The organism is Endozoicomonas sp. ALC013 (assembly GCF_049310205.1).
Lineage (GTDB): Bacteria > Pseudomonadota > Gammaproteobacteria > Pseudomonadales > Endozoicomonadaceae > Endozoicomonas.
The window spans coordinates 1-17,814 of record NZ_JBLYNS010000055.1 but is presented as its reverse complement, the minus strand read 5'-3'; the positions used below and the strand labels follow the sequence as shown (position 1 = coordinate 17,814).

General features: G+C 50.6%; 18 protein-coding genes. 7 read left to right on the top strand and 11 right to left on the bottom strand.

The window, feature by feature from the left end; translation table 11 throughout:
- Positions 1 to 66: 66 nt before the first annotated feature.
- From thiL to ribA, 4 genes are all read left to right on the top strand, one after another.
- Positions 67 to 1,056, top strand: coding sequence for a thiamine-phosphate kinase (gene thiL / locus ACO6V1_RS11955; RefSeq protein ID WP_422450187.1), 990 nt, complete (start codon positions 67 to 69; stop codon positions 1,054 to 1,056).
- Between the two features lie 22 nt (positions 1,057 to 1,078).
- Positions 1,079 to 1,591 carry a phosphatidylglycerophosphatase A gene (locus tag ACO6V1_RS11950; protein ID WP_422462492.1) on the top strand — a complete coding sequence of 171 codons (513 nt, stop codon included), beginning with the start codon at positions 1,079 to 1,081 and terminating at the stop codon, positions 1,589 to 1,591.
- 76 nt (positions 1,592 to 1,667) lie between these two features.
- Positions 1,668 to 2,300 carry a retropepsin-like aspartic protease family protein gene (locus tag ACO6V1_RS11945; RefSeq protein ID WP_422462490.1) on the top strand — a complete coding sequence of 211 codons (633 nt, stop codon included), beginning with the start codon at positions 1,668 to 1,670 and terminating at the stop codon, positions 2,298 to 2,300.
- 114 nt (positions 2,301 to 2,414) lie between these two features.
- Positions 2,415 to 3,008 carry a GTP cyclohydrolase II gene (gene ribA, locus ACO6V1_RS11940; protein ID WP_101748396.1) on the top strand — a complete coding sequence of 198 codons (594 nt, stop codon included), beginning with the start codon at positions 2,415 to 2,417 and terminating at the stop codon, positions 3,006 to 3,008.
- A gap of 355 nt (positions 3,009 to 3,363) precedes the next feature.
- Here the strand turns inward: ribA and dxs are convergent, their stop codons facing one another.
- The 3 genes from dxs to ACO6V1_RS11925 all read right to left on the bottom strand — a co-directional run bounded on the left by dxs (position 3,364) and on the right by ACO6V1_RS11925 (position 6,621).
- On the bottom strand, positions 3,364 to 5,289 hold the full coding sequence (dxs, locus tag ACO6V1_RS11935; protein ID WP_422450559.1) for a 1-deoxy-D-xylulose-5-phosphate synthase: 1,926 nt from the start codon (positions 5,287 to 5,289) through the stop codon (positions 3,364 to 3,366).
- A 145-nt stretch (positions 5,290 to 5,434) separates the two neighbouring features.
- Positions 5,435 to 6,346, bottom strand: a complete 912-nt coding sequence (locus tag ACO6V1_RS11930) for a polyprenyl synthetase family protein (protein ID WP_422450184.1) — start codon at positions 6,344 to 6,346, stop codon at positions 5,435 to 5,437.
- Between the two features lie 2 nt (positions 6,347 to 6,348).
- Entirely contained in the window at positions 6,349 to 6,621 is a 273-nt protein-coding gene (locus ACO6V1_RS11925; protein WP_422450183.1) for an exodeoxyribonuclease VII small subunit, read from the bottom strand.
- Here ACO6V1_RS11925 and ACO6V1_RS11920 point away from each other — a divergent pair.
- Together ACO6V1_RS11920 and ACO6V1_RS11915 are read left to right on the top strand one after the other, a co-directional pair.
- Positions 6,620 to 7,366, top strand: a complete 747-nt coding sequence (locus ACO6V1_RS11920) for a hypothetical protein (RefSeq protein WP_422450182.1) — start codon at positions 6,620 to 6,622, stop codon at positions 7,364 to 7,366. The genes ACO6V1_RS11925 and ACO6V1_RS11920 overlap by 2 nt on opposite strands.
- A gap of 378 nt (positions 7,367 to 7,744) precedes the next feature.
- Complete coding sequence (locus ACO6V1_RS11915) at positions 7,745 to 8,848, top strand: hypothetical protein (RefSeq protein WP_422450181.1); 1,104 nt, start codon at positions 7,745 to 7,747, stop codon at positions 8,846 to 8,848.
- Positions 8,849 to 9,189: 341 nt separating this feature from the next.
- Here the strand turns inward: ACO6V1_RS11915 and ACO6V1_RS11910 are convergent, their stop codons facing one another.
- Both ACO6V1_RS11910 and ACO6V1_RS11905 read right to left on the bottom strand, forming a co-directional pair.
- Entirely contained in the window at positions 9,190 to 10,662 is a 1,473-nt protein-coding gene (locus ACO6V1_RS11910; RefSeq protein WP_422450180.1) for an alanine/glycine:cation symporter family protein, read from the bottom strand.
- A gap of 524 nt (positions 10,663 to 11,186) precedes the next feature.
- Positions 11,187 to 12,668, bottom strand: a complete 1,482-nt coding sequence (locus ACO6V1_RS11905) for an alanine/glycine:cation symporter family protein (RefSeq protein WP_422466975.1) — start codon at positions 12,666 to 12,668, stop codon at positions 11,187 to 11,189.
- Positions 12,669 to 12,940: 272 nt separating this feature from the next.
- Between ACO6V1_RS11905 and ACO6V1_RS11900 the strand changes: the two genes are divergently transcribed.
- Positions 12,941 to 13,348 (top strand): hemerythrin domain-containing protein, encoded by a 408-nt coding sequence (locus ACO6V1_RS11900; RefSeq protein ID WP_422450178.1) that lies wholly within the window; start codon positions 12,941 to 12,943, stop codon positions 13,346 to 13,348.
- A gap of 49 nt (positions 13,349 to 13,397) precedes the next feature.
- Here the strand turns inward: ACO6V1_RS11900 and ACO6V1_RS11895 are convergent, their stop codons facing one another.
- From ACO6V1_RS11895 to ACO6V1_RS11870, 6 genes are all read right to left on the bottom strand, one after another.
- On the bottom strand, positions 13,398 to 14,201 hold the full coding sequence (locus ACO6V1_RS11895) for an undecaprenyl-diphosphate phosphatase (protein WP_422450177.1): 804 nt from the start codon (positions 14,199 to 14,201) through the stop codon (positions 13,398 to 13,400).
- 17 nt (positions 14,202 to 14,218) lie between these two features.
- A complete protein-coding gene (gene tsaB / locus ACO6V1_RS11890; protein WP_422450176.1) occupies positions 14,219 to 14,890 on the bottom strand; it encodes a tRNA (adenosine(37)-N6)-threonylcarbamoyltransferase complex dimerization subunit type 1 TsaB in 672 nt (223 codons plus the stop codon).
- Positions 14,891 to 15,076: 186 nt separating this feature from the next.
- On the bottom strand, positions 15,077 to 15,727 hold the full coding sequence (gene adk / locus ACO6V1_RS11885; RefSeq protein ID WP_269675437.1) for an adenylate kinase: 651 nt from the start codon (positions 15,725 to 15,727) through the stop codon (positions 15,077 to 15,079).
- A 369-nt stretch (positions 15,728 to 16,096) separates the two neighbouring features.
- On the bottom strand, positions 16,097 to 17,218 hold the full coding sequence (locus ACO6V1_RS11880) for a beta-ketoacyl-ACP synthase III (protein ID WP_422462481.1): 1,122 nt from the start codon (positions 17,216 to 17,218) through the stop codon (positions 16,097 to 16,099).
- A 108-nt stretch (positions 17,219 to 17,326) separates the two neighbouring features.
- Positions 17,327 to 17,560: a tautomerase family protein gene (locus ACO6V1_RS11875; RefSeq protein ID WP_163373103.1), complete on the bottom strand. Its 234-nt coding sequence runs from the start codon at positions 17,558 to 17,560 to the stop codon at positions 17,327 to 17,329.
- An 11-nt stretch (positions 17,561 to 17,571) separates the two neighbouring features.
- Positions 17,572 to 17,787 carry a hypothetical protein gene (locus ACO6V1_RS11870; RefSeq protein WP_269675439.1) on the bottom strand — a complete coding sequence of 72 codons (216 nt, stop codon included), beginning with the start codon at positions 17,785 to 17,787 and terminating at the stop codon, positions 17,572 to 17,574.
- Between the last annotated feature and the right edge of the window lie 27 nt (positions 17,788 to 17,814).

Below are 17,814 nucleotides of genomic sequence, written 5' to 3'. Positions count from 1 at the left end.
TATAAGCTGCTTACGCCATGACGGATGTCAGGCACAGAAGACGACTTGACCATGTAACGGGGATTTATGGCCACTGGTGTAATGGGTGAATTCGAGCTGATCAAACGCTATTTTGCTCGCCCTGAGATCGCACAGATTCAAGGGCAATATACCAGCAGCATTCTTGGCATTGGTGATGACTGTGCGCTCTTTGACATCCCCCCGGATATGCAGCTTGCCCAGTCACTGGACACTCTGGTGGAAGGGGTTCACTTTCCCGGTGAGTGCGATCCTTTCGCCCTTGGTTACCGTGCCCTGGCCGTCAGCCTCAGTGATCTTGCCGCCATGGGGGCAGATCCGCACAGTTTTACCCTCGGCCTGACCCTGCCCAGAGTTTCCGAGCTCTGGCTGAAAGAGTTCTCTGAAGGTCTTGCCCAGCTTGCCCAGCGATTTAAAATCCCGCTGATTGGTGGAGATACCACAAAAGGACCACTGACCCTCTCGCTACAGGTCCAGGGGCTGGTCCCCAAAGGACAGGCCCTGTTACGCAGTGGTGCCCGGCCCGGTGATCTTATCTGTATTACCGGCACCCTGGGTGATGCAGCCGGGGCTCTGCCTTCTGTGTTGAGCGGCGAGACACCGGAAACCTGCGGTGATGAAAGCCTTAAATACCTGTTACATCGCTATTGGTACCCCTCCCCCCGCCTATTCGCCGGCCAATGGCTGCGCCAGGCAGGTGCTACCTCGGCCCTGGATATTTCCGATGGGCTGCTGGGTGATCTTGGCCATATCCTCGAAGCCAGTAACGTAGGCGCAGAAATCGAGCCCGATCTGGTTCCCAGGTCTGCTGCCCTTGGCCGTTGCCATGACCAGGATACCGCCCTCACCCTGGCCATGACCGGTGGTGACGATTACGAACTCTGTTTCACGATTCCCCGCCACCTGGCTCAGACGCTGCCAGCGAAACTCTCAGATGGCTGCCGCATTACCTGTATTGGCCAGATTAATGATGAGTCTGGAATAATCAGAGACCCACAGGGCAACCTGCTCAGCAAAAAAGCCTACACTCATTTTTGATTTCTGAAAGAATATAAAGCCCATGACGCTCTCTACCAGACAAGCCATAGCACCAAGAGAAACCTGCTGGAAAAATCCTGTCCACTTTCTCGCCTTTGGCTGCGGCAGTGGGCTGGCTCCTAAAGCGCCCGGGACCTTCGGCACCATTGCCGCCGTGTTCTTTTACCTGCTCCTGCAGGGATTAAGTCTCTGGACATACCTTGGGGTTATAGTTGTCGCTTCCGTGGTGGGTTTCTGGCTCTGCGGGCGGACCGCAAAAGATCTGGGGGTGCATGACCATCCAGCGATCGTCTGGGATGAATTCTGCGGCTTCTGGATAACCATGATTGCTGCCCCGGCAGGGTGGCCATGGATTCTTCTGGGCTTTATCCTGTTCAGGCTGTTTGATATCTGGAAGCCCTGGCCGATCAGCTGGCTGGATAAAAAAGTTCACGGCGGTATTGGCATTATGGTTGATGACCTGGTGGCAGGTGTCTTTGCATTTTTATGCCTGCAGGCCATTCACTATGTCTATCTGAAGGAAGTTCTCACATAACCCTACATAGAGATTGTTAACCTGGCTTAAGCCTCTGATATCATCAAAAGCAATAAGTATAAGAAAAGAATACATCATGAGACTGTCAACCTTTCTTCTGGCCCTGGCCATAAGCACCCAAAGCTATGCCAGCAATATCAACGTTGTTGGTCTGTTTTCCAATAAAGCACTGGTTATCATCGACGGTCAGCGGCATTTACTGGCTACAGATGGAAAATCGGTGGCAGGCGTAAAACTGCTGAAAGCGACCAGCACCAGTGCCACCCTGGAAGTCAATGGCAAAGCTGCAACCTACCAGATGAGCCGGGATATGAACGGTGGCATTCAACAGCCTGAGCAAGCCATCATCAAAATATCCCGAAATAACCGGGGACAATACATCACCCGGGGACGGATTAATGACCGCGCCATTGATGTTCTGGTGGACACTGGTGCTAATGTTTTAGCCATTAACTCACTGGACGCCAAACGTCTGGGCATCGATTATCAGGCAGGAAACCCAATTAAAGTAGCAACCGCCAGCGATCTTGTTGATGGTTACCAGGTAAATTTATCGAGCGTGATTCTAGGCAACATTCGGGTAAATCACGTAGAAGCAACCGTTATCGAAGGCTCCTACCCTGACATCGTATTATTAGGCATGAGCTTTCTGAAACACGTCAAACTGTCAGAGCATCGTGGAGTCATGCAGATTGAGGCAAATTACTAACCCATTGTTCCGGGTCAGCCGGTAGTTCTCTCTATTTTTCTGCCTTATTACCATACTCGCCTGACGCCTCACAGACTGATACAATCCGGTCACGAACTACATAAGGAGCAGTGAGTGTCTGTTAGTTTTGTTGCAGAGTCTCGCTTACCCACGCCCTATGGCGAATTCATCATGTATGGCTTCGAAGACAGTGGTACGGGCAAGGAGCATCTGGCATTAACCATGGGGAATGTCAGTCAGGGGGGACCGGTACTTGCCAGGGTTCATTCCGAATGTCTGACGGGTGATGCACTGTTCAGCATGCGCTGCGACTGCGGCCCGCAGCTTCAGGCGGCCCTGGAGCGCATTGCTGAAGAAGGCCGGGGAGTATTGCTTTATCTCCGCCAGGAAGGCCGTGGCATTGGTCTGCTGAACAAGGTTCGCGCCTATCACCTTCAGGACAGCGGCATGGATACGGTTCAGGCAAACGAAGAACTGGGTTTTGAGCCGGATATGCGCAAGTATGACATGTGCAAAACCATGCTTGATCATCTTGGCGTTTCCAGCCTGAAACTGATGACCAACAATCCACGCAAAGTTGAATCCCTTACCAACCTGGGCATTCAGGTTGCCGAAAGAATCCCGCACCAGACCGGTCAAAACCCTCACAACGAGCGTTATCTGGCCACTAAAGTGTGGAAGCTGGGGCACATGTATAACATGGCCTGAACAAATCCAATAACATCAAAAAGGGAGCCAGCTGGCTCCCTTTTTTTCATCTCGACTTTGTCGTGTGAAAGACAGTTGTTCAGGGTAAACCCCCTAAGGAATGCCCCGAAATAATTTCCACATTTTGAACTCGATCTCCGTTCATCCTGAGTCAGTCTGTCCTGAAGGCAGTAAGCAGTCGATGCCCCTCACCCCGTCTCTGCACTTATACAAGTAATCAGAGACAGGTTAAACATACAAGCTTGTCGAAGGGTGATTGGCACAATACATGAGGCCGGAGTTCACGCCCTTCGACAGGCTCAGGACGAACGTAGTTTTGAAACCCAGAAATGTGGAAATTATTTCAGGACAGCTCCTAAGCCGGAGTAGCCGTTTTGCCAAGGTGAAATGACTTCCGCTCTATCCGCTCCATCCGGTCACGAACCGAACGAATAATGCCCTCCTGATCCAGCCCGCACTGAGCCAACTGCTCCTTATGGCTCGCCGCTTCAATGTAAGTATCAGGAATACCAAGGTTCAGCACCGGCACAGTAATTTCCTGCTTCTGCAGATATTCCATCACGCCTGAGCCCGCACCACCGGCAATACACCCTTCTTCCAGGGTCACCAACAACTCATGGTTAGCAGCAAGCTCTTTGACCAGCGCTTCATCCAGAGGTTTAACAAACCGCATATTGGCAACCGTGGCATCCAGCGACTCAGCAGCTGCCAGGGCATTCCCCAGTAAGGTGCCAAACACCAGCAGCGCTACCCGGCTTCCTTTACGACGAATTTCCCCCTTACCAACAGGCAAAGGCGCAAGATCAAGGCAAATCTCAGCACCTGGTCCTGTTCCCCGGGGATAACGAACCGATGCCGGCCCTTTATAAAGAAAACCTGTAGACAACAGCTGTCTGGTTTCATTTTCATCACCCGGCGTCATCACCAGCATATCGGGGATACAACGCAGATAGGCAATGTCGTAGCAGCCACCGTGGGTTGGGCCATCTTCCCCCACCATGCCGGCACGATCGATGGCAAACAGCACATCCAGATTCTGCACTGCGACATCATGAATCAGCTGATCATAAGCACGCTGCAGGAATGTCGAGTAGATCGCAACAACGGGCTTGAGGCCTTCACAGGCCATGCCTGCCGCCAGGGTGACACAGTGCTGTTCAGCAATCGCCGCATCGAAGTAACGCTCCGGAAAGTGATCCGCAAAACGAATCAGGTCAGAGCCTTCTTTCATTGCCGGCGTAATACCCATCAACCGCTCATCCGCTGCGGCCATATCATACAACCACTGTCCAAAAACATTGGCGTATTTGGGCTTTCTGGGGGCAACCGTCTTCAGATTCTCTGTTGCCTGTGGCTCCAGCTTGGTAATGGCATGGTAACCAATCGGATCCTGCTCGGCCGGATTAAACCCTTTCCCCTTCTGAGTCACCACATGCAAAAACTGAGGGCCCTCCAGGTCTCTCATATTTCTCAGGGTATGAACCAGCATGGGCAGGTCATGACCATCAATAGGGCCGATATAGTTGAACCCCATCTCTTCAAACAACGTTCCGGGAACCACCATTCCCTTGACGTGTTCTTCGGTTCGTCTTGCCAGCTCCCAGGCATGGGGAATAACATTCAGAACCTTTTTACTGCCTTCACGAATATGGTGGTAAGTCCGGCTGGCAAGTATTTTGGCCAGATAGTTGGAGAGCCCGCCAACACTTCTGGAAATGGACATATCGTTATCATTAAGAATCACCAGCATATTGGCCTTTACATCCGCTGCGTGATTCATGGCTTCATAGGCCATACCCGCCGTCATGGAGCCATCGCCAATCACTGCAACAGCGCGCCTCTTTTCACCTTTAGCCCGGGCGGCAATGGCCATGCCAAGCGCCGCACTGATAGACGTACTGGAATGCCCGACACCAAACGTATCGAACTCACTTTCATCTCTTTTCGGGAAAGCGGCGAGGCCATCCTTTTGTCTCAGGGATGACATTCTGTCCCTGCGCCCCGTCAGAATTTTATGCGGATAAGCCTGGTGACCCACATCCCAGACCAAACGGTCTTCCGGAGTGTTAAACATATAGTGCAGCGCAATGGTCAGCTCCACTACACCAAGCCCGGCACCAAAATGCCCCCCTGTCCGCCCAACGGAATACAATAAAAACTCCCGCAGCTCCCGGGCCAGTTGTGGCAGACGGGATTCTTCAAGTGCGCGAAGCTGTTCCGGATTATTTACCTGATCCAGTAAAGGAGTATCAGGCAGTGTCTTGGGTATCTCGTGAAACATGTGCTCGTAATAACGTCTGGGATGATCCGCTGGCTGGCATTGTACACCCAACCTGACTGGAATAGCATCGCACAATCTTGTTGTGCAGCCTAGCCCGTAGAATTGACAAATCAGATAGGTTGGATTCCTGAAGCCACCTACAACACTAATAGCTTCTTCGAATGATGTAATCGGCAATCTGGCGAAGAAAATCAGCACGATGGTCGAATCCGGAAAGGGCGCTGATCGCAGCATGGTGAAGCTCTCTGGCATAAGCTTTCGCTGCCTCCAGCCCCATCAGGGAAACATACGTTGGTTTGTCCAGAGCCATATCTGCTCCCTGAAGCTTGCCCAGCGTCTCCGTATCAGCAATAACGTCCAGAATATCGTCCCGAACCTGGAAGGCAAGACCGATGGCTCTTGCATAATGTTCCAGTGACTGCAACTCCTCGCCCTGTAACGGCCTGGCACACAATGCTCCCATACGGACACTGGCCCGAATCAGAGCACCGGTTTTATGGGTATGCATCAACTCAAGCTGCTGCTGGCTCAGCTCCGTCCCGGCGGCGCATTGGTCCATCGCCTGACCACCCGCCATGCCAGCCAGTCCTGACGCCTGGCTGAGGATCGTCACCAGCTGCAATCGAACACTGTCAGTCAGGGTTGAATCAGGACATAAACGGGCATTGCCCAACACCTCAAAGGCCTGACTCTGCAGCGTATCGCCTACCAGAATCGCAGTTGCCTCATCGTATGCCTTGTGACAGGTTGGCTTGCCCCTGCGCAGGTCATCATCATCCATTGCCGGCAAATCATCATGAACCAGTGAGTAGGCATGGATTAATTCCACAGCACAGGCGGCAGGGTTGGCCTGCTTAACATCCCCACCCAAAGCATGACAGGCAGCATAGACCAGCGTTGGTCGCACTCTTTTGCCACCATTAAAAACACTGTATCGCATCGCTTCCAGCAGCAGGGGGCTGACCTTACTGTCATCAGGCAGGACTTCAGTGAGCGCCTGATCCACCTGTAAACGACACTGCTCGATAAATTTTGAAAGCGGCACAGGGCTTGCCATCTTCACAGCCCTCTATCTGCTGAAGGCTCTGCACCGTCAGCAGCAAATGGCTCTGTGGTCAGTTCACCATTTTGCACAAGCAGCTGCTGAACTTTCTGCTCGGCATCGGTCAATGCTTTCTGGCAGCCACGGGTCAGTTTAATGCCCTGTTCAAAGGCTTTCAGAGATTCTTCCAGGCTCAAGTCGCCGGACTCCATTTTCTGGACCAATGTCTCCAGCTCCACCAAAGACTGCTCAAAGGCAAAGCTCTCAGTATCCACGGTATTTTTTGACATGAATGAGCCTGTTGAAGAAAACATTCATGGCACGTTATCAACGAGCCATGACGAGAATAGTTGGCGAAAACGATTTTCGCACTGGTTTGACCAACCGCTTTCGACCATCCGCAATGATCAAACCATTATCCCGTTGGCCGATATTGAAAGCAATGCCCCGGCAAGATCATGGACTTTAATGATGGAAGAACAAAAACGGCAGGCAGTTTACCACAACTCAATGCTGGGCCAGATCCTGATAAAAAAAGGATATATCTCTCCAGAGCAGCTTGATGCCGCCATTCACCAGTCAGCAAGCCATGAGCAGCTGCTTGGAGAGTACCTGATAGAACAGCGCATGCTGTCACGATGGCAACTGCGCAGGGCACTTTCCAGCCAGAGCCAGCTGCGTTTATCCGCCTCCCTGTCAATGGCTCTGCTCACTCCGGTTTACCCACTGCTTGCGAAAGAACATGCGGAGCCGGTTGATAGCACGCTGGAAACTCTGCTCAAGCCTCTGCTGATAGCAGGCTCCGCTGACACACTTGAATTCAACCCTGATTTGTCAACGATTGAATTCAGGCACAATGGCCTGATTCGACTGCGGATCCCAAGCACGCTTGGTGAGCTGAACTTTGACGGCCTGCGATTGATAACCGATGGCAGCAAAAACCACCTGGCGTTGTCCCTTGCAGATCTTGAGCTTACAGATGCCCGGTTATTTATCCGAACCATCCACAACCGGCTTGATCCAGCCCTGCCTTGAAACGTTTCAGGGCTGGATCAAGCCGGTCATGAGTGGAACTTTTTTCAGACTCCGGGCTCATAGAAAAAAAGGTGAACAAGGATCTATATTATGTTTCCAGCCCCTGCTGTATCACCCCGAGTACAGTCGTACATTCTTGATCCCCAAACCCCTGACTCGTCAATTCCATTTGCGTTTTTTGGTATCAGAACCGTAAAAGAAGTACATTGCCAACCTGATAGCTGTTATTTGAACAAACTTCCTGATGAACTACTGGTTCTCATTGCCAGTAATTTATCTTTTTTTGATTTTGTTCATTTCAGTGCGACTCATACACGTCATGTGTCGTGCCTTCGATCAGACTATGTTATTAAAAAAATGTTGGTCAGCGATAAAAGCATGTCATTGTTGCTTTTTGAAAGAGCGGACAACAAAGCGAAATGTTACCTGAGGGGCCTGCTATGGAATGACCTTCAGCTCACACCAGATGAAGTGGTTAATGCTTTCCCGGACAGGCCGGAAAGCAAACTGGGGATAGCGCGCTTCAAAGCGAATTGTTGCATCAGGGGCATGCCGCTGAATGGCCAGAAGGTCTCAACGGAAGCTGTGGTCGAGGCGTTCCCGGATAGCACGGAAGGCAAAGAGAGGTTAGCGTTCTTCAAAGCGCGTTGTTGCCTGAAAAAAATGCCGCTGCATGGCCAGAAGGTCTCAACGGAAGCTGTGGTCGAAGCTTTCCCGAATACTCCGAAAGGCAGACTTGAGATGGCGCTCTTCAAAGCTCAATGTTGCCTGAAGGAACTGCTGCTGCATGGTCGGCAGGTTTCACCGGAAGCTGTGATCGAGGCTTTCCCGGATAGTCCGGAAGGCAAACTTGAGATGGCCATCTTCAAGGCACAGTGTTACCTGAGGGAACCGCCGCCTCACGGCCGGCGGATCTCACTGAAAGAGGTGCTTGAGACTTTCCCGGATAGCCCGGAAGGCAAACTGGAGATAGCGTTCTTTAAGCAGGGATGTTGCTTAAGAGGCCTGCCATTGGGTAATCCGGTCTTACCACACATGGTGACCAGGGCTTTCCAGAATAGTCCGGGAAGCCAACTGGAGATAGCGCGCTTCATAGGGCAATGTTGCCTGAGGCGTATGCCGTTCAGAGGCCAACAGCTCAGAACGGGCGATGTGCTTAGTGCTTTTCCGAATAGCGCGAGAGGCAAACTTGAGATGGCGCACTTCAAAGCGGCATGTTGCCTGAGGCAACCGCCGTTGACTGGCCAAGAGATCACACCGGATGATGTGGTCAAGGATTATACGGCAGCGAAAGCAATGCTGGCGCTGGTGCGTTTCAAAGCGGAATGCTGCCTGAACGGCCTGCCATTAAATCGCCAGGCGATCTGTGCAGATGAGGTTGGCAGGGACTTTGAACGTGGCGGCTGGTTGGCTGAAAGAGACGATTTTTATATTCGACTGAAGTGGAAGAAAAGTCAGTTGAACAACAATCATCTTGCATAATTTTATGAAGCGACAGTTTTCAACTTTTGCCGTGTCTCCCCCACAATCAGGATCGTTCAGTCTTGATCCTGAAATTTTGAACCTGATAATCATTTGAAGGTCAAACGAAGGTCAAACGGCGGTATTTAGGAATTGTCTTTTAATAAGTTCCCGATTTCCGTTCACCTTGAGTGCTAAGATTGTCGAAGTATCGAAGGGTCGTGCCACCGAACTTCGACAAGCTTGCACTCAGTCCGAACGGAGTCAGGCAATGAAAATAGGGAAGTTATTTCCAGACAACTCCTTAGGATAAAAAAAGGCCACTGAAAAAGTGGCCTTCACTGATTTCAGCCAAGTCAGAATTAAACGTCTGGTGCCGCAGTGCGTTTAACTTTTGCCTTCTCAGAGTTTTCAACCGGACCTGAGCTGTGCTCGGTCCATACGTCTGCGTCCATGGTTTTATCAAGGAATGGGAACTTGCGACGATTGAATACCGGTGTCACACCGGATGCCACCTGATCATCGAAGTCCTTCAGAACCTGAACAACAATACCAGAAAGCATCAGAATAGCCGTCAGGTTAATCAGTGCCATGATCCCCATGGAAGCATCAGCAAAAGCCCACACTGTTGGCAGGCTGCTGCTTGCCCCCCAGATCACCATACCCAGTACAGCAATACGGTAAACGTTTACCAGCCAATTCTTGTCCATGATAAAGCGCAGGTTTGATTCACCATAGTAGTAATTGGCAATGATCGAACTGAAAGCAAACAACAGAATAGCCGCAGCTACCATGTGCTTACCGACCGGCCCCACCTGGCTTTCCAGAGCCAGCTGCGTCAACTCGATACCTGTTACACCAGAACCGTCCATTACGCCGGACATCAGGATAATAGAAGCGGTCGCAGTACAGACAATGATCGTATCCATAAATACACCCAGCATCCCCATCATGCCCTGGTTGGCAGGATGATTCGAGTGTGCGGTTGCCGCTGCGTTAGGGGCACTACCCATACCCGCTTCATTGGAGAACAAACCACGCTTGATGCCCTGCTGCATCGCCTGGGATACCGCGTAACCCGCTCCACCACCGACAGCACTATCAAGACCAAAAGCGCTCTTGATAATCAGGCTGAAGACCGCCGGCAGCTCTGTGATATTCATAAATACCACCACCAGGGCCACACCCAGATAGCCAAAAGCCATGATCGGGACGACCATCTCTGCCACTTTGGCAATGGAGCGAATACCACCGAAGATGACCAGGGCACTCACCATTGCCAGCCCCATACCAATAGCTTCCGTTGGAATTTCGTAGCCACTGAATGCTGCTGCAATGGAGTTAGACTGCACACTGTTAAAGGCAAAGCCAAACGCAATAATCAGGGAGATGGAGAAGATAATACCCAGCCAGCGCTGCCCAAGGGCTTTCTCAATGTAATAAGCCGGGCCACCTCGATAAGTACCATCACCGTTATTGGTCTTATAAAGCTGGGCAAGAATATTCTCGGCAAGACTGGTGGACATACCCAGAACCGCAATCAGCCACATCCAGAAAACAGCACCAGGCCCACCCATAGTGATGGCAACCGCGACACCCGCTATGTTGCCAGTACCTATCCGTGCAGCAAGACTTGTACAAAACGCCTGAAACGGAGAGACATGAGTAGAACAATCAGTCGCACGGCTGCCCAGCATGGTTTTCATTGCCAGAGTAAACCGGCGAATCTGAACAAAGCGGGTTTTTACCGTGAAAAGCAGACCTGCCCCCATAAGCAGGTACATAAGAATGCTGCCCCAAAGCAGACCATTGATGGAGTCTATTAAGTTATTCATAAAATTTCCGGCGCATTGTGTATTCTCGATTTTTATTTCAAATTAAGATTTATAACATTAGGGAATAAACCTTGGATGATAAGTATAAACACCTACCAATCAAACAATGGAAATCCTTTAAAAACTTCCTGGAACCCTTTAACAACAACACATCCTATGTCCAATTCAGGCCAAATAACAAACCACAAAAATACGCATAAAACGATCACCAACACGTACAAATAACAACTGATGCAATTGAAAGCCTGAACAAAAATTTAGAATACCCTTACGGTAAAATAAAACATTTCTTAAACAATCAGGAAGCCCCACCATTTCAAAATAGCAAACTACAAAACAGGCTTTTTCATCAGGAAACAAATAATGAACACACCAATTATCAATTAAATGACACTATTGATAATAATCTTTCATTGTTTAATTTCAGATAACACGAGGCAATGTAAAAGACTACCTTGTCAACAACATTCCTCAAATAAGCAATACCTGATAAAGATCAACCAACATCAACGTTTCAACTTTTGCTAACAGGACTTCGTCTCCTGAAAATTGGCATTACCAATGCGTTCGAGTGAGTCCTCAGATTCAGGTTTATGAACCCAGACATCCTTATCAATCGTTCGATCCAGAAAAGGAAAACGAATGCGGTTAAACTCAGGGGATCGGCCGGATCCTGACTGTAAATCGTAATCCCTCAATACCCGCATAACCGGGCCACTGAGCAACAGGATGATCACAAGATTAATCAGTGCCATCAGCCCCATGGCCAAGTCGGCAACCAACCATACCATCTCGAGGGATGCGATTGAACCAAGAAAGACCAAAAATACGACAACAGATCGATAAACCTGCAATAAACGGGGACTGTTACGGATAAACAGAAGATTTGACTCACCATAGTAATAATTGGCAATCACCGATGTAAAACCAAAAAAGATGACAGCAATGGAAATAAACCACTGCCCCCAGCCACCGACAATACCAGCGAGCGCAGCCTGAGTCAGCTGGATACCATTGAAGGTACCGCCTGATCCCAGCTGGTCGGATAGCAGCACAATGGCTGCGGTCGCTGTACAGATCACAATGGTATCGATAAACACGCTGATCATCGACACAATGCCCTGAGCCGCCGGATGGTTTGGTTTGGGTGTCGCAGTTGCAGCAGCATTGGGACCACTGCCCATACCAGCCTCATTGGAAAACAGGCCTCGCTTGATTCCTTGCATCATGGCCTGTGCTACGGAATAACCAATAGCACCACCTGCGGCTGAATGCAGACCAAATGCACTGTCAAAAATCAACGTGATAACGGCAGGCATTTCATTCAAATGAAAAGCGACAACACCAAAAGCAATCAGCAGATAAGCCAGTGCCATTACCGGAACCACTAACTCTGCAAAATGAACAATCGAGTGGATCCCTCTGAAAATAATCACAGCGGTCACACCGGCAATGACCAGGCCGACCAATACCGGACTTATCGCCATATGACCGGAAACCGCCTGGGATACCGAGTTAGCATGGACCGCATTGAAGACAAACCCGAAGGTCGTTAACAAGAGAACTGAAAATAAAATACCCAGCCAGCGCAGGCCAAGTGCCTTCTCTATATAGTAAGCAGGGCCACCACGAAAAGTTCCATCTTTATTGTTGGTCTTATAGAGCTGCGCCAGCGTGTTCTCTACAAAACTGGAGGCCATTCCCAGCAGGGCAACGATCCACATCCAGAACACCGCACCGGGGCCACCGATAAAGATAGCAATGGCAACCCCGGCCAGGTTACCAGTACCCACGTGTGAAGCCAGGCTGGTACAAAGGGCCTGAAAAGAAGAGATTTCATTACCTGATGTCTTTCGAGACCCCAGCGTCAGCTTCCATGCGTGAAAAAAATAACGAAACTGGACAAATCGGCTTCTGACAGTGAAGTAAACACCAGCACTCAGCAGCAGATAGATCAGTAAATATTCCCAAATGAAGGTCGTAATTTCTAAAAAGATCGTACTCATTTGAGCCCCAATGATTTTTCACACCAAACAAGAATAGCAGAGGATTTTTGACACAAAGGGGGATTTTGCAGGGTAAAAACTGCCCAAAAAGACAAAAAATAAACAATGCCTTTGTTTATCAATGGCCAGTGGGCTGCCCGGGCAATAGAGGTCGAAGCAGAGCCTGAAGGTGGGCCAGCCACTCAAAACGGTTAATAATTAACGGTTTGAGACGAATGTAGTAATATCGTCCTAAAATATTAGAAACCGTTATGTTCAGGGAGTGAACACAAATGTCTCAGTTAATCCGGGAATTCAAAAGTGAACACGTGCAAATCAGTGACCTGCTTTTACAAGCACGTGAAGTGGGTGTTGACAACCAGCAAGGTCGAAATTTGATACTTTCCGCAAAAAAAATGCTGCTGGCCCACTTAAACAAAGAAGATAAGTACCTGTATCCGGTATTGCGGGAAGCCGCTGAGAACGATGACAGCCTGAAGTCTACCCTGACTGACTATGCGCTGGATATGGATAAGATTTCTGCCGACGTGATGGTTTTTTTCGCCCTGTATGAAAATGGTGATAATACCAACGAAAACTTTCAGCAGGACTGCAACAACATCATCAAGGCATTGAGCAAGCGAATCACCAAGGAAGAAGCGATTCTCTACAAGACTTACGATAGAATCAAAGGTGTCTGAAACCGGCAGTTAAATGATCGGCTGGTTCTCAGCCGATCATTATTCCCTTCTAGAAGAATACAAACCCAAGCAGCACCACACCCAGAACCATCCGATAGATAACAAATGGCATAAGCCCGATACGGTTGATAAATGCCAGGAAGAAATGCACACAGAGCCAGGCACTGACAGCCGACACCAGGGTTCCAAGGGACAGTGTCGGCCAGTCCACCGGCACCGTGCTTTCTGCCAGATCCAGCATCAACAGGCTACCCGCCCCCAGAATCACAGGAATGGACAGCAGGAACGAGAATCGGGCAGCCGCATCACGGGTAAAGCCCATCATTAACGCGGCCGTCATGGTAATACCAGAACGGGATGTGCCCGGGATCAGCGCCAGCGCCTGGGCAAGGCCAATCAGCATCGCCTGCCTGAAAGACATCTGCTCCAGGGGTTGAATACGTTTGCCTTGCAGATCTGCCCAACCCAGCAGGGCACCAAAAATCAGGGTGGTACCGGCAATAACCGCAACGGTCCGCATCGCCTCATCCAGACCCATTTTTTTCAGGACCAGACCAAATACCACGGCGGGCAATGTGGCAAAAATCAGATACCAGCCAAGACGGCTGTTAACGGTAGCGCCCTTCCCCACCAGAGAGCCCAGCCAGTCACGGGCAATGGCAAAGAGGTCTTTCCAGAAATAGGCAATGACGGCAGCCAGCGTACCAATGTGCACAGCGACATCAAATGCCAGCCCCTGGTCCGTCCAGCCAAGCAGCTGGGCGGGCAAAATCAGGTGACCCGAGCTGGAGATTGGAAGAAATTCGGTAATGCCCTGGATCAGCGCCAGGATAATGGTCTGTAGAGTGTCCATAACGATCCGTCCTTGTCTTAACGTTCTGATTTTTTCAGAGCTACCTTATCCCGAAGGTAAACCGGCATGGCCTGCTCCGCAGGCAGCCCTTTACCCCGTTTAAAGTCGGCAGCAGCCAGCAGGGCTATATAATGGGCCCTGGGCCAGGCTTCAATCTGACAATCAACCACGGTGGCCGACAGTCGATGTCTGAATGCCCAGCCAGTGCCCATCCCGAACCAGTACCCATCCATAACCGGTACTACAACGTTTTCTGGCAGGGTCACTATTTCCGCAGCAACCGGCACCATTAAGCCATCCGACTCGGAAAACGCACCCCAGTATACCTCATCCATTCTGGCATCAATGGCACTCAACACTTTTGCTGCCTTGTGCTCCCTGAGCCCCTGCTGAGCCAGAGCAGCCAGCGTCGAGACCGGAACCACCGGCAGATCAACCGCAAACGCCAACCCCTGAACCATGGCGGTCGCCACCCTGAGGCCGGTAAATGCCCCAGGCCCCCGGCCAAAGGCCAGGGCATCCAGCTGCTTAAGGCTTAAGCCGGCCTGAGCCAGAACGTCTTCAACCATTGGCAGCAGATCACGGCTGTGTCGGCGGGGAGTCAGCTCAAATCGTTCAATCACTTCGCCATCAAGGTTAAGGGCAACAGAACAGGCTTCCGTTGCGGTATCAAGAGCAAGCAGTTTCATGGGGAGTCTTTACTGTTTTGGTGAGCGTCAGCAACATGGCCAGCCGACTATTTTGATAAGACCGGCAGTTCATTACAACCGTATTTTCAGTCATTACAAAAAAGCCGGTGGCGCTTTCTCACACCCCCGACTTTTGTTTTGATCAACAGTTATTGCCCGGGCAACAACATCAGGCAACTATCTCACTCAGGCGAGAACAGGCTTCAGCGCGTCCAGCACCTGCTGTTTGATTTCATCAACAGAGCCGACACCTTCAATGCGGCTGTAACGGGTATCGCCACCCACTTGCTGATAGAACTCAACCAATGGCGCAGTCTGATCATGGTAGACCCCCAGACGCTTGCGTACCGTCTCTTCTTCATCGTCTGCGCGCTGCACCAGGGCTTCACCGGTCACATCATCCTTACCCTCTTCTCTGGGTGGATTAAAGACCACATGATAAGTACGACCACTTTCCGGGTGCACGCGACGGCCACTCATGCGCTTGACGATTTCTTCATCATCAACCGCGATTTCCACAACGTGGTCAATGGCAACACCGGCATCACGCAGGGCTTCTGCCTGGGGAATGGTGCGTGGGAAGCCATCAAACAGGAAACCGTTGGCGCAATCACTCTCAGCAATACGCTCTTTGACCAGGGCAATGATGATGTCGTCAGAAACCAGCGCCCCGGAATCCATGACGGCCTTGACCCTGTTGCCCAGCTCAGTGCCGTTCTTGATCGCAGCCCGCAGCATATCCCCGGTAGAGATCTGGGGAATACCATACTCTTCCATGATAAATTGAGCCTGAGTCCCTTTACCGGCGCCCGGTGCACCCAGCAGAATAACGCGCATGAAAAGCTCCTGTTGCCAGCCATCCGTTCTCTGCGGCAAGAGATCGTATTATAGAGACATCGTCTGGCTTGGAATGTGACAAATTTATTGACGTATTCAATAAAAAGCGGACAAGCATATACAGCCGGAAGCCCGGTGACAAGTTTGGACTTATCACCTGGGCCTGGTACATGGTTGAAGTGAGTTTGACGTGTAAAATCTCCGTTCACCCTGAGCGGAGTCGAAGGGTGCTTGGCACGATCTATCAAAGTCCGGAGTTTCCGCCTTTAGGCCCTATGGGTCCTTCGACAAGCTCAGGACGAACGGAGTACGGAGGCACGACAGCCCGTCAAACTCATTGTAACCATGTCCCAGGAACCAATATGAAAATTACTGCTTTTCAACCACCACACTACCGATGGAGTAACCTGCCCCGAAAGAGCAAATGACACCTTTATCCCCCGATGTCAGATCCAGCGAGTGTTTATGAAAGGCAATGATCGAACCGGCTGAACTGGTATTAGCGTACTCATTAAGAATCACCGGCGCTTCCCGGGGCTTCGGCTCACGGCCCAGCAGCTTGCGCGCCACCAGTTGGTTCATATTCAAGTTTGCCTGATGCAGCCATAGACGGCTCAAATCACCGGGGGTCAGTGCAAGAGACTCAAGGTGATCAGAAATATGCTTCACCACCTGGGGGCAAACTTCTTTAAAGACTTTCCGGCCATTTTGGACAAACAGTTTGTCGGGCTTGCCGACACCGGTTTCATCCGCACGATTCAGAAAGCCAAAGTTGTTACGGATATTATTGGAGAACTGAGTCCACAGGTGACAACCGAGTACCCGGTAGCCATCTTTCCGCCTGGCAATGTCTTCACTCTCCAGCAATACGGCAGTACAGGCATCACCAAAAATAAAGTGACTGTCCCGGTCACGGAAGTTCAGATGACCTGAACAAATTTCCGGGTTCACCATCAATACCCGTTTTGCAGACCCGCTGCGAATAGCGTCGACGCCAGCCTGGATACCAAAGGTAGCCGAAGAACAGGCGACATTCATGTCATAACCATAACCACCGCCACCGAGAAACTGCTGGATCTCAACGGCAATGGCCGGGTAAGGGCGCTGCATATTGGAACAGGCGACAATAATCATATCCACGCCGGATGGCTCTACCCGGGCCTGGGCAAGAGCCCCTCTGGCAGCATGGAGTGCCATTTCGCACTGGACAGAGATATCCTCATTGCCACGCTCGGGAATTCGTGGAACCATTCTCTGCGGATCAAGAACACCTTCCCGGTTAACCACGTAGCGGCTAACAATTCCGGAGGCTTTTTCAATAAACTCACTACTGCTTCGGGCCAGCGGTTCCAATTCACCGGCGGCTATGGCCTCTTTGTTGTTTTCATTCTGCTGGTCGACCCAGGCATTGAATGCATTGACCAGCTCATCATTACTGATGGCCCCCGGTGGGGTATATAACCCGGTACCACTGATCACGACTTCCGGCACAATCACTCCATCACATGCTTATTGTCTTTTATTTTTCGCATCTTATAGCAGGGTAATTACCAAGGGAACCAATAAGTAACCAACCTTATGAAATTATCGTTTCTGGTGTCAGGGCTTACCGGTTCCCCGCTTTTGTCTTGATGCCTCCAGCTCCGGGCTATTCCCCCCAAGACTCCAGTTTCCGGGCTCCTCCTCTTCAATGACCACCCAGACCGCCTGCTGAAAACGATCTTCACCACCTGCTGCAACCTCCACCAGCAGCTTAGAGATTCCATCCATCACTTCCTGCTTCTGGATTTCATTAAACAGCCCCTTGACCGTTTTCACAGAGACAAACGGCATAAGCACTCACCTCACAATAAATACCGACCTTCACAGATTAGCTCATTTTCACCACAGGCACTGAAAGCACCAAAGGTAATAAATGCGTGGTCATCCTCCATTCCCAGCTGACGCACCTGGTACAGTAATAACAGAGCCTGAAGGCCGTAACCAAAGCGCCCCCATAACTTGATAAAAAAGATCAGGTAAAAAGGTTTGGGTAGATTAAGGATATTAAATTGCGACATAACAGCTCCGGACTAGGAGGCTGTCCG

Coding starts and splice junctions, on each gene's coding strand:
- thiL (WP_422450187.1), top strand. CDS start 67: ATGGCCACTGGTGTAATGGGTGAATTCGAGCTGATCAAACGCTATTTT.
- ACO6V1_RS11950 (WP_422462492.1), top strand. CDS start 1,079: ATGACGCTCTCTACCAGACAAGCCATAGCACCAAGAGAAACCTGCTGG.
- ACO6V1_RS11945 (WP_422462490.1), top strand. CDS start 1,668: ATGAGACTGTCAACCTTTCTTCTGGCCCTGGCCATAAGCACCCAAAGC.
- dxs (WP_422450559.1), bottom strand. CDS start 5,289: ATGTTTCACGAGATACCCAAGACACTGCCTGATACTCCTTTACTGGAT.
- ACO6V1_RS11930 (WP_422450184.1), bottom strand. CDS start 6,346: ATGGCAAGCCCTGTGCCGCTTTCAAAATTTATCGAGCAGTGTCGTTTA.
- ACO6V1_RS11920 (WP_422450182.1), top strand. CDS start 6,620: ATGAATGAGCCTGTTGAAGAAAACATTCATGGCACGTTATCAACGAGC.
- ACO6V1_RS11925 (WP_422450183.1), bottom strand. CDS start 6,621: ATGTCAAAAAATACCGTGGATACTGAGAGCTTTGCCTTTGAGCAGTCT.
- ACO6V1_RS11915 (WP_422450181.1), top strand. CDS start 7,745: ATGTCATTGTTGCTTTTTGAAAGAGCGGACAACAAAGCGAAATGTTAC.
- ACO6V1_RS11910 (WP_422450180.1), bottom strand. CDS start 10,662: ATGAATAACTTAATAGACTCCATCAATGGTCTGCTTTGGGGCAGCATT.
- ACO6V1_RS11905 (WP_422466975.1), bottom strand. CDS start 12,668: ATGAGTACGATCTTTTTAGAAATTACGACCTTCATTTGGGAATATTTA.
- ACO6V1_RS11900 (WP_422450178.1), top strand. CDS start 12,941: ATGTCTCAGTTAATCCGGGAATTCAAAAGTGAACACGTGCAAATCAGT.
- ACO6V1_RS11895 (WP_422450177.1), bottom strand. CDS start 14,201: ATGGACACTCTACAGACCATTATCCTGGCGCTGATCCAGGGCATTACC.
- tsaB (WP_422450176.1), bottom strand. CDS start 14,890: ATGAAACTGCTTGCTCTTGATACCGCAACGGAAGCCTGTTCTGTTGCC.
- adk (WP_269675437.1), bottom strand. CDS start 15,727: ATGCGCGTTATTCTGCTGGGTGCACCGGGCGCCGGTAAAGGGACTCAG.
- ACO6V1_RS11875 (WP_163373103.1), bottom strand. CDS start 17,560: ATGCCGTTTGTCTCTGTGAAAACGGTCAAGGGGCTGTTTAATGAAATC.
- ACO6V1_RS11870 (WP_269675439.1), bottom strand. CDS start 17,787: ATGTCGCAATTTAATATCCTTAATCTACCCAAACCTTTTTACCTGATC.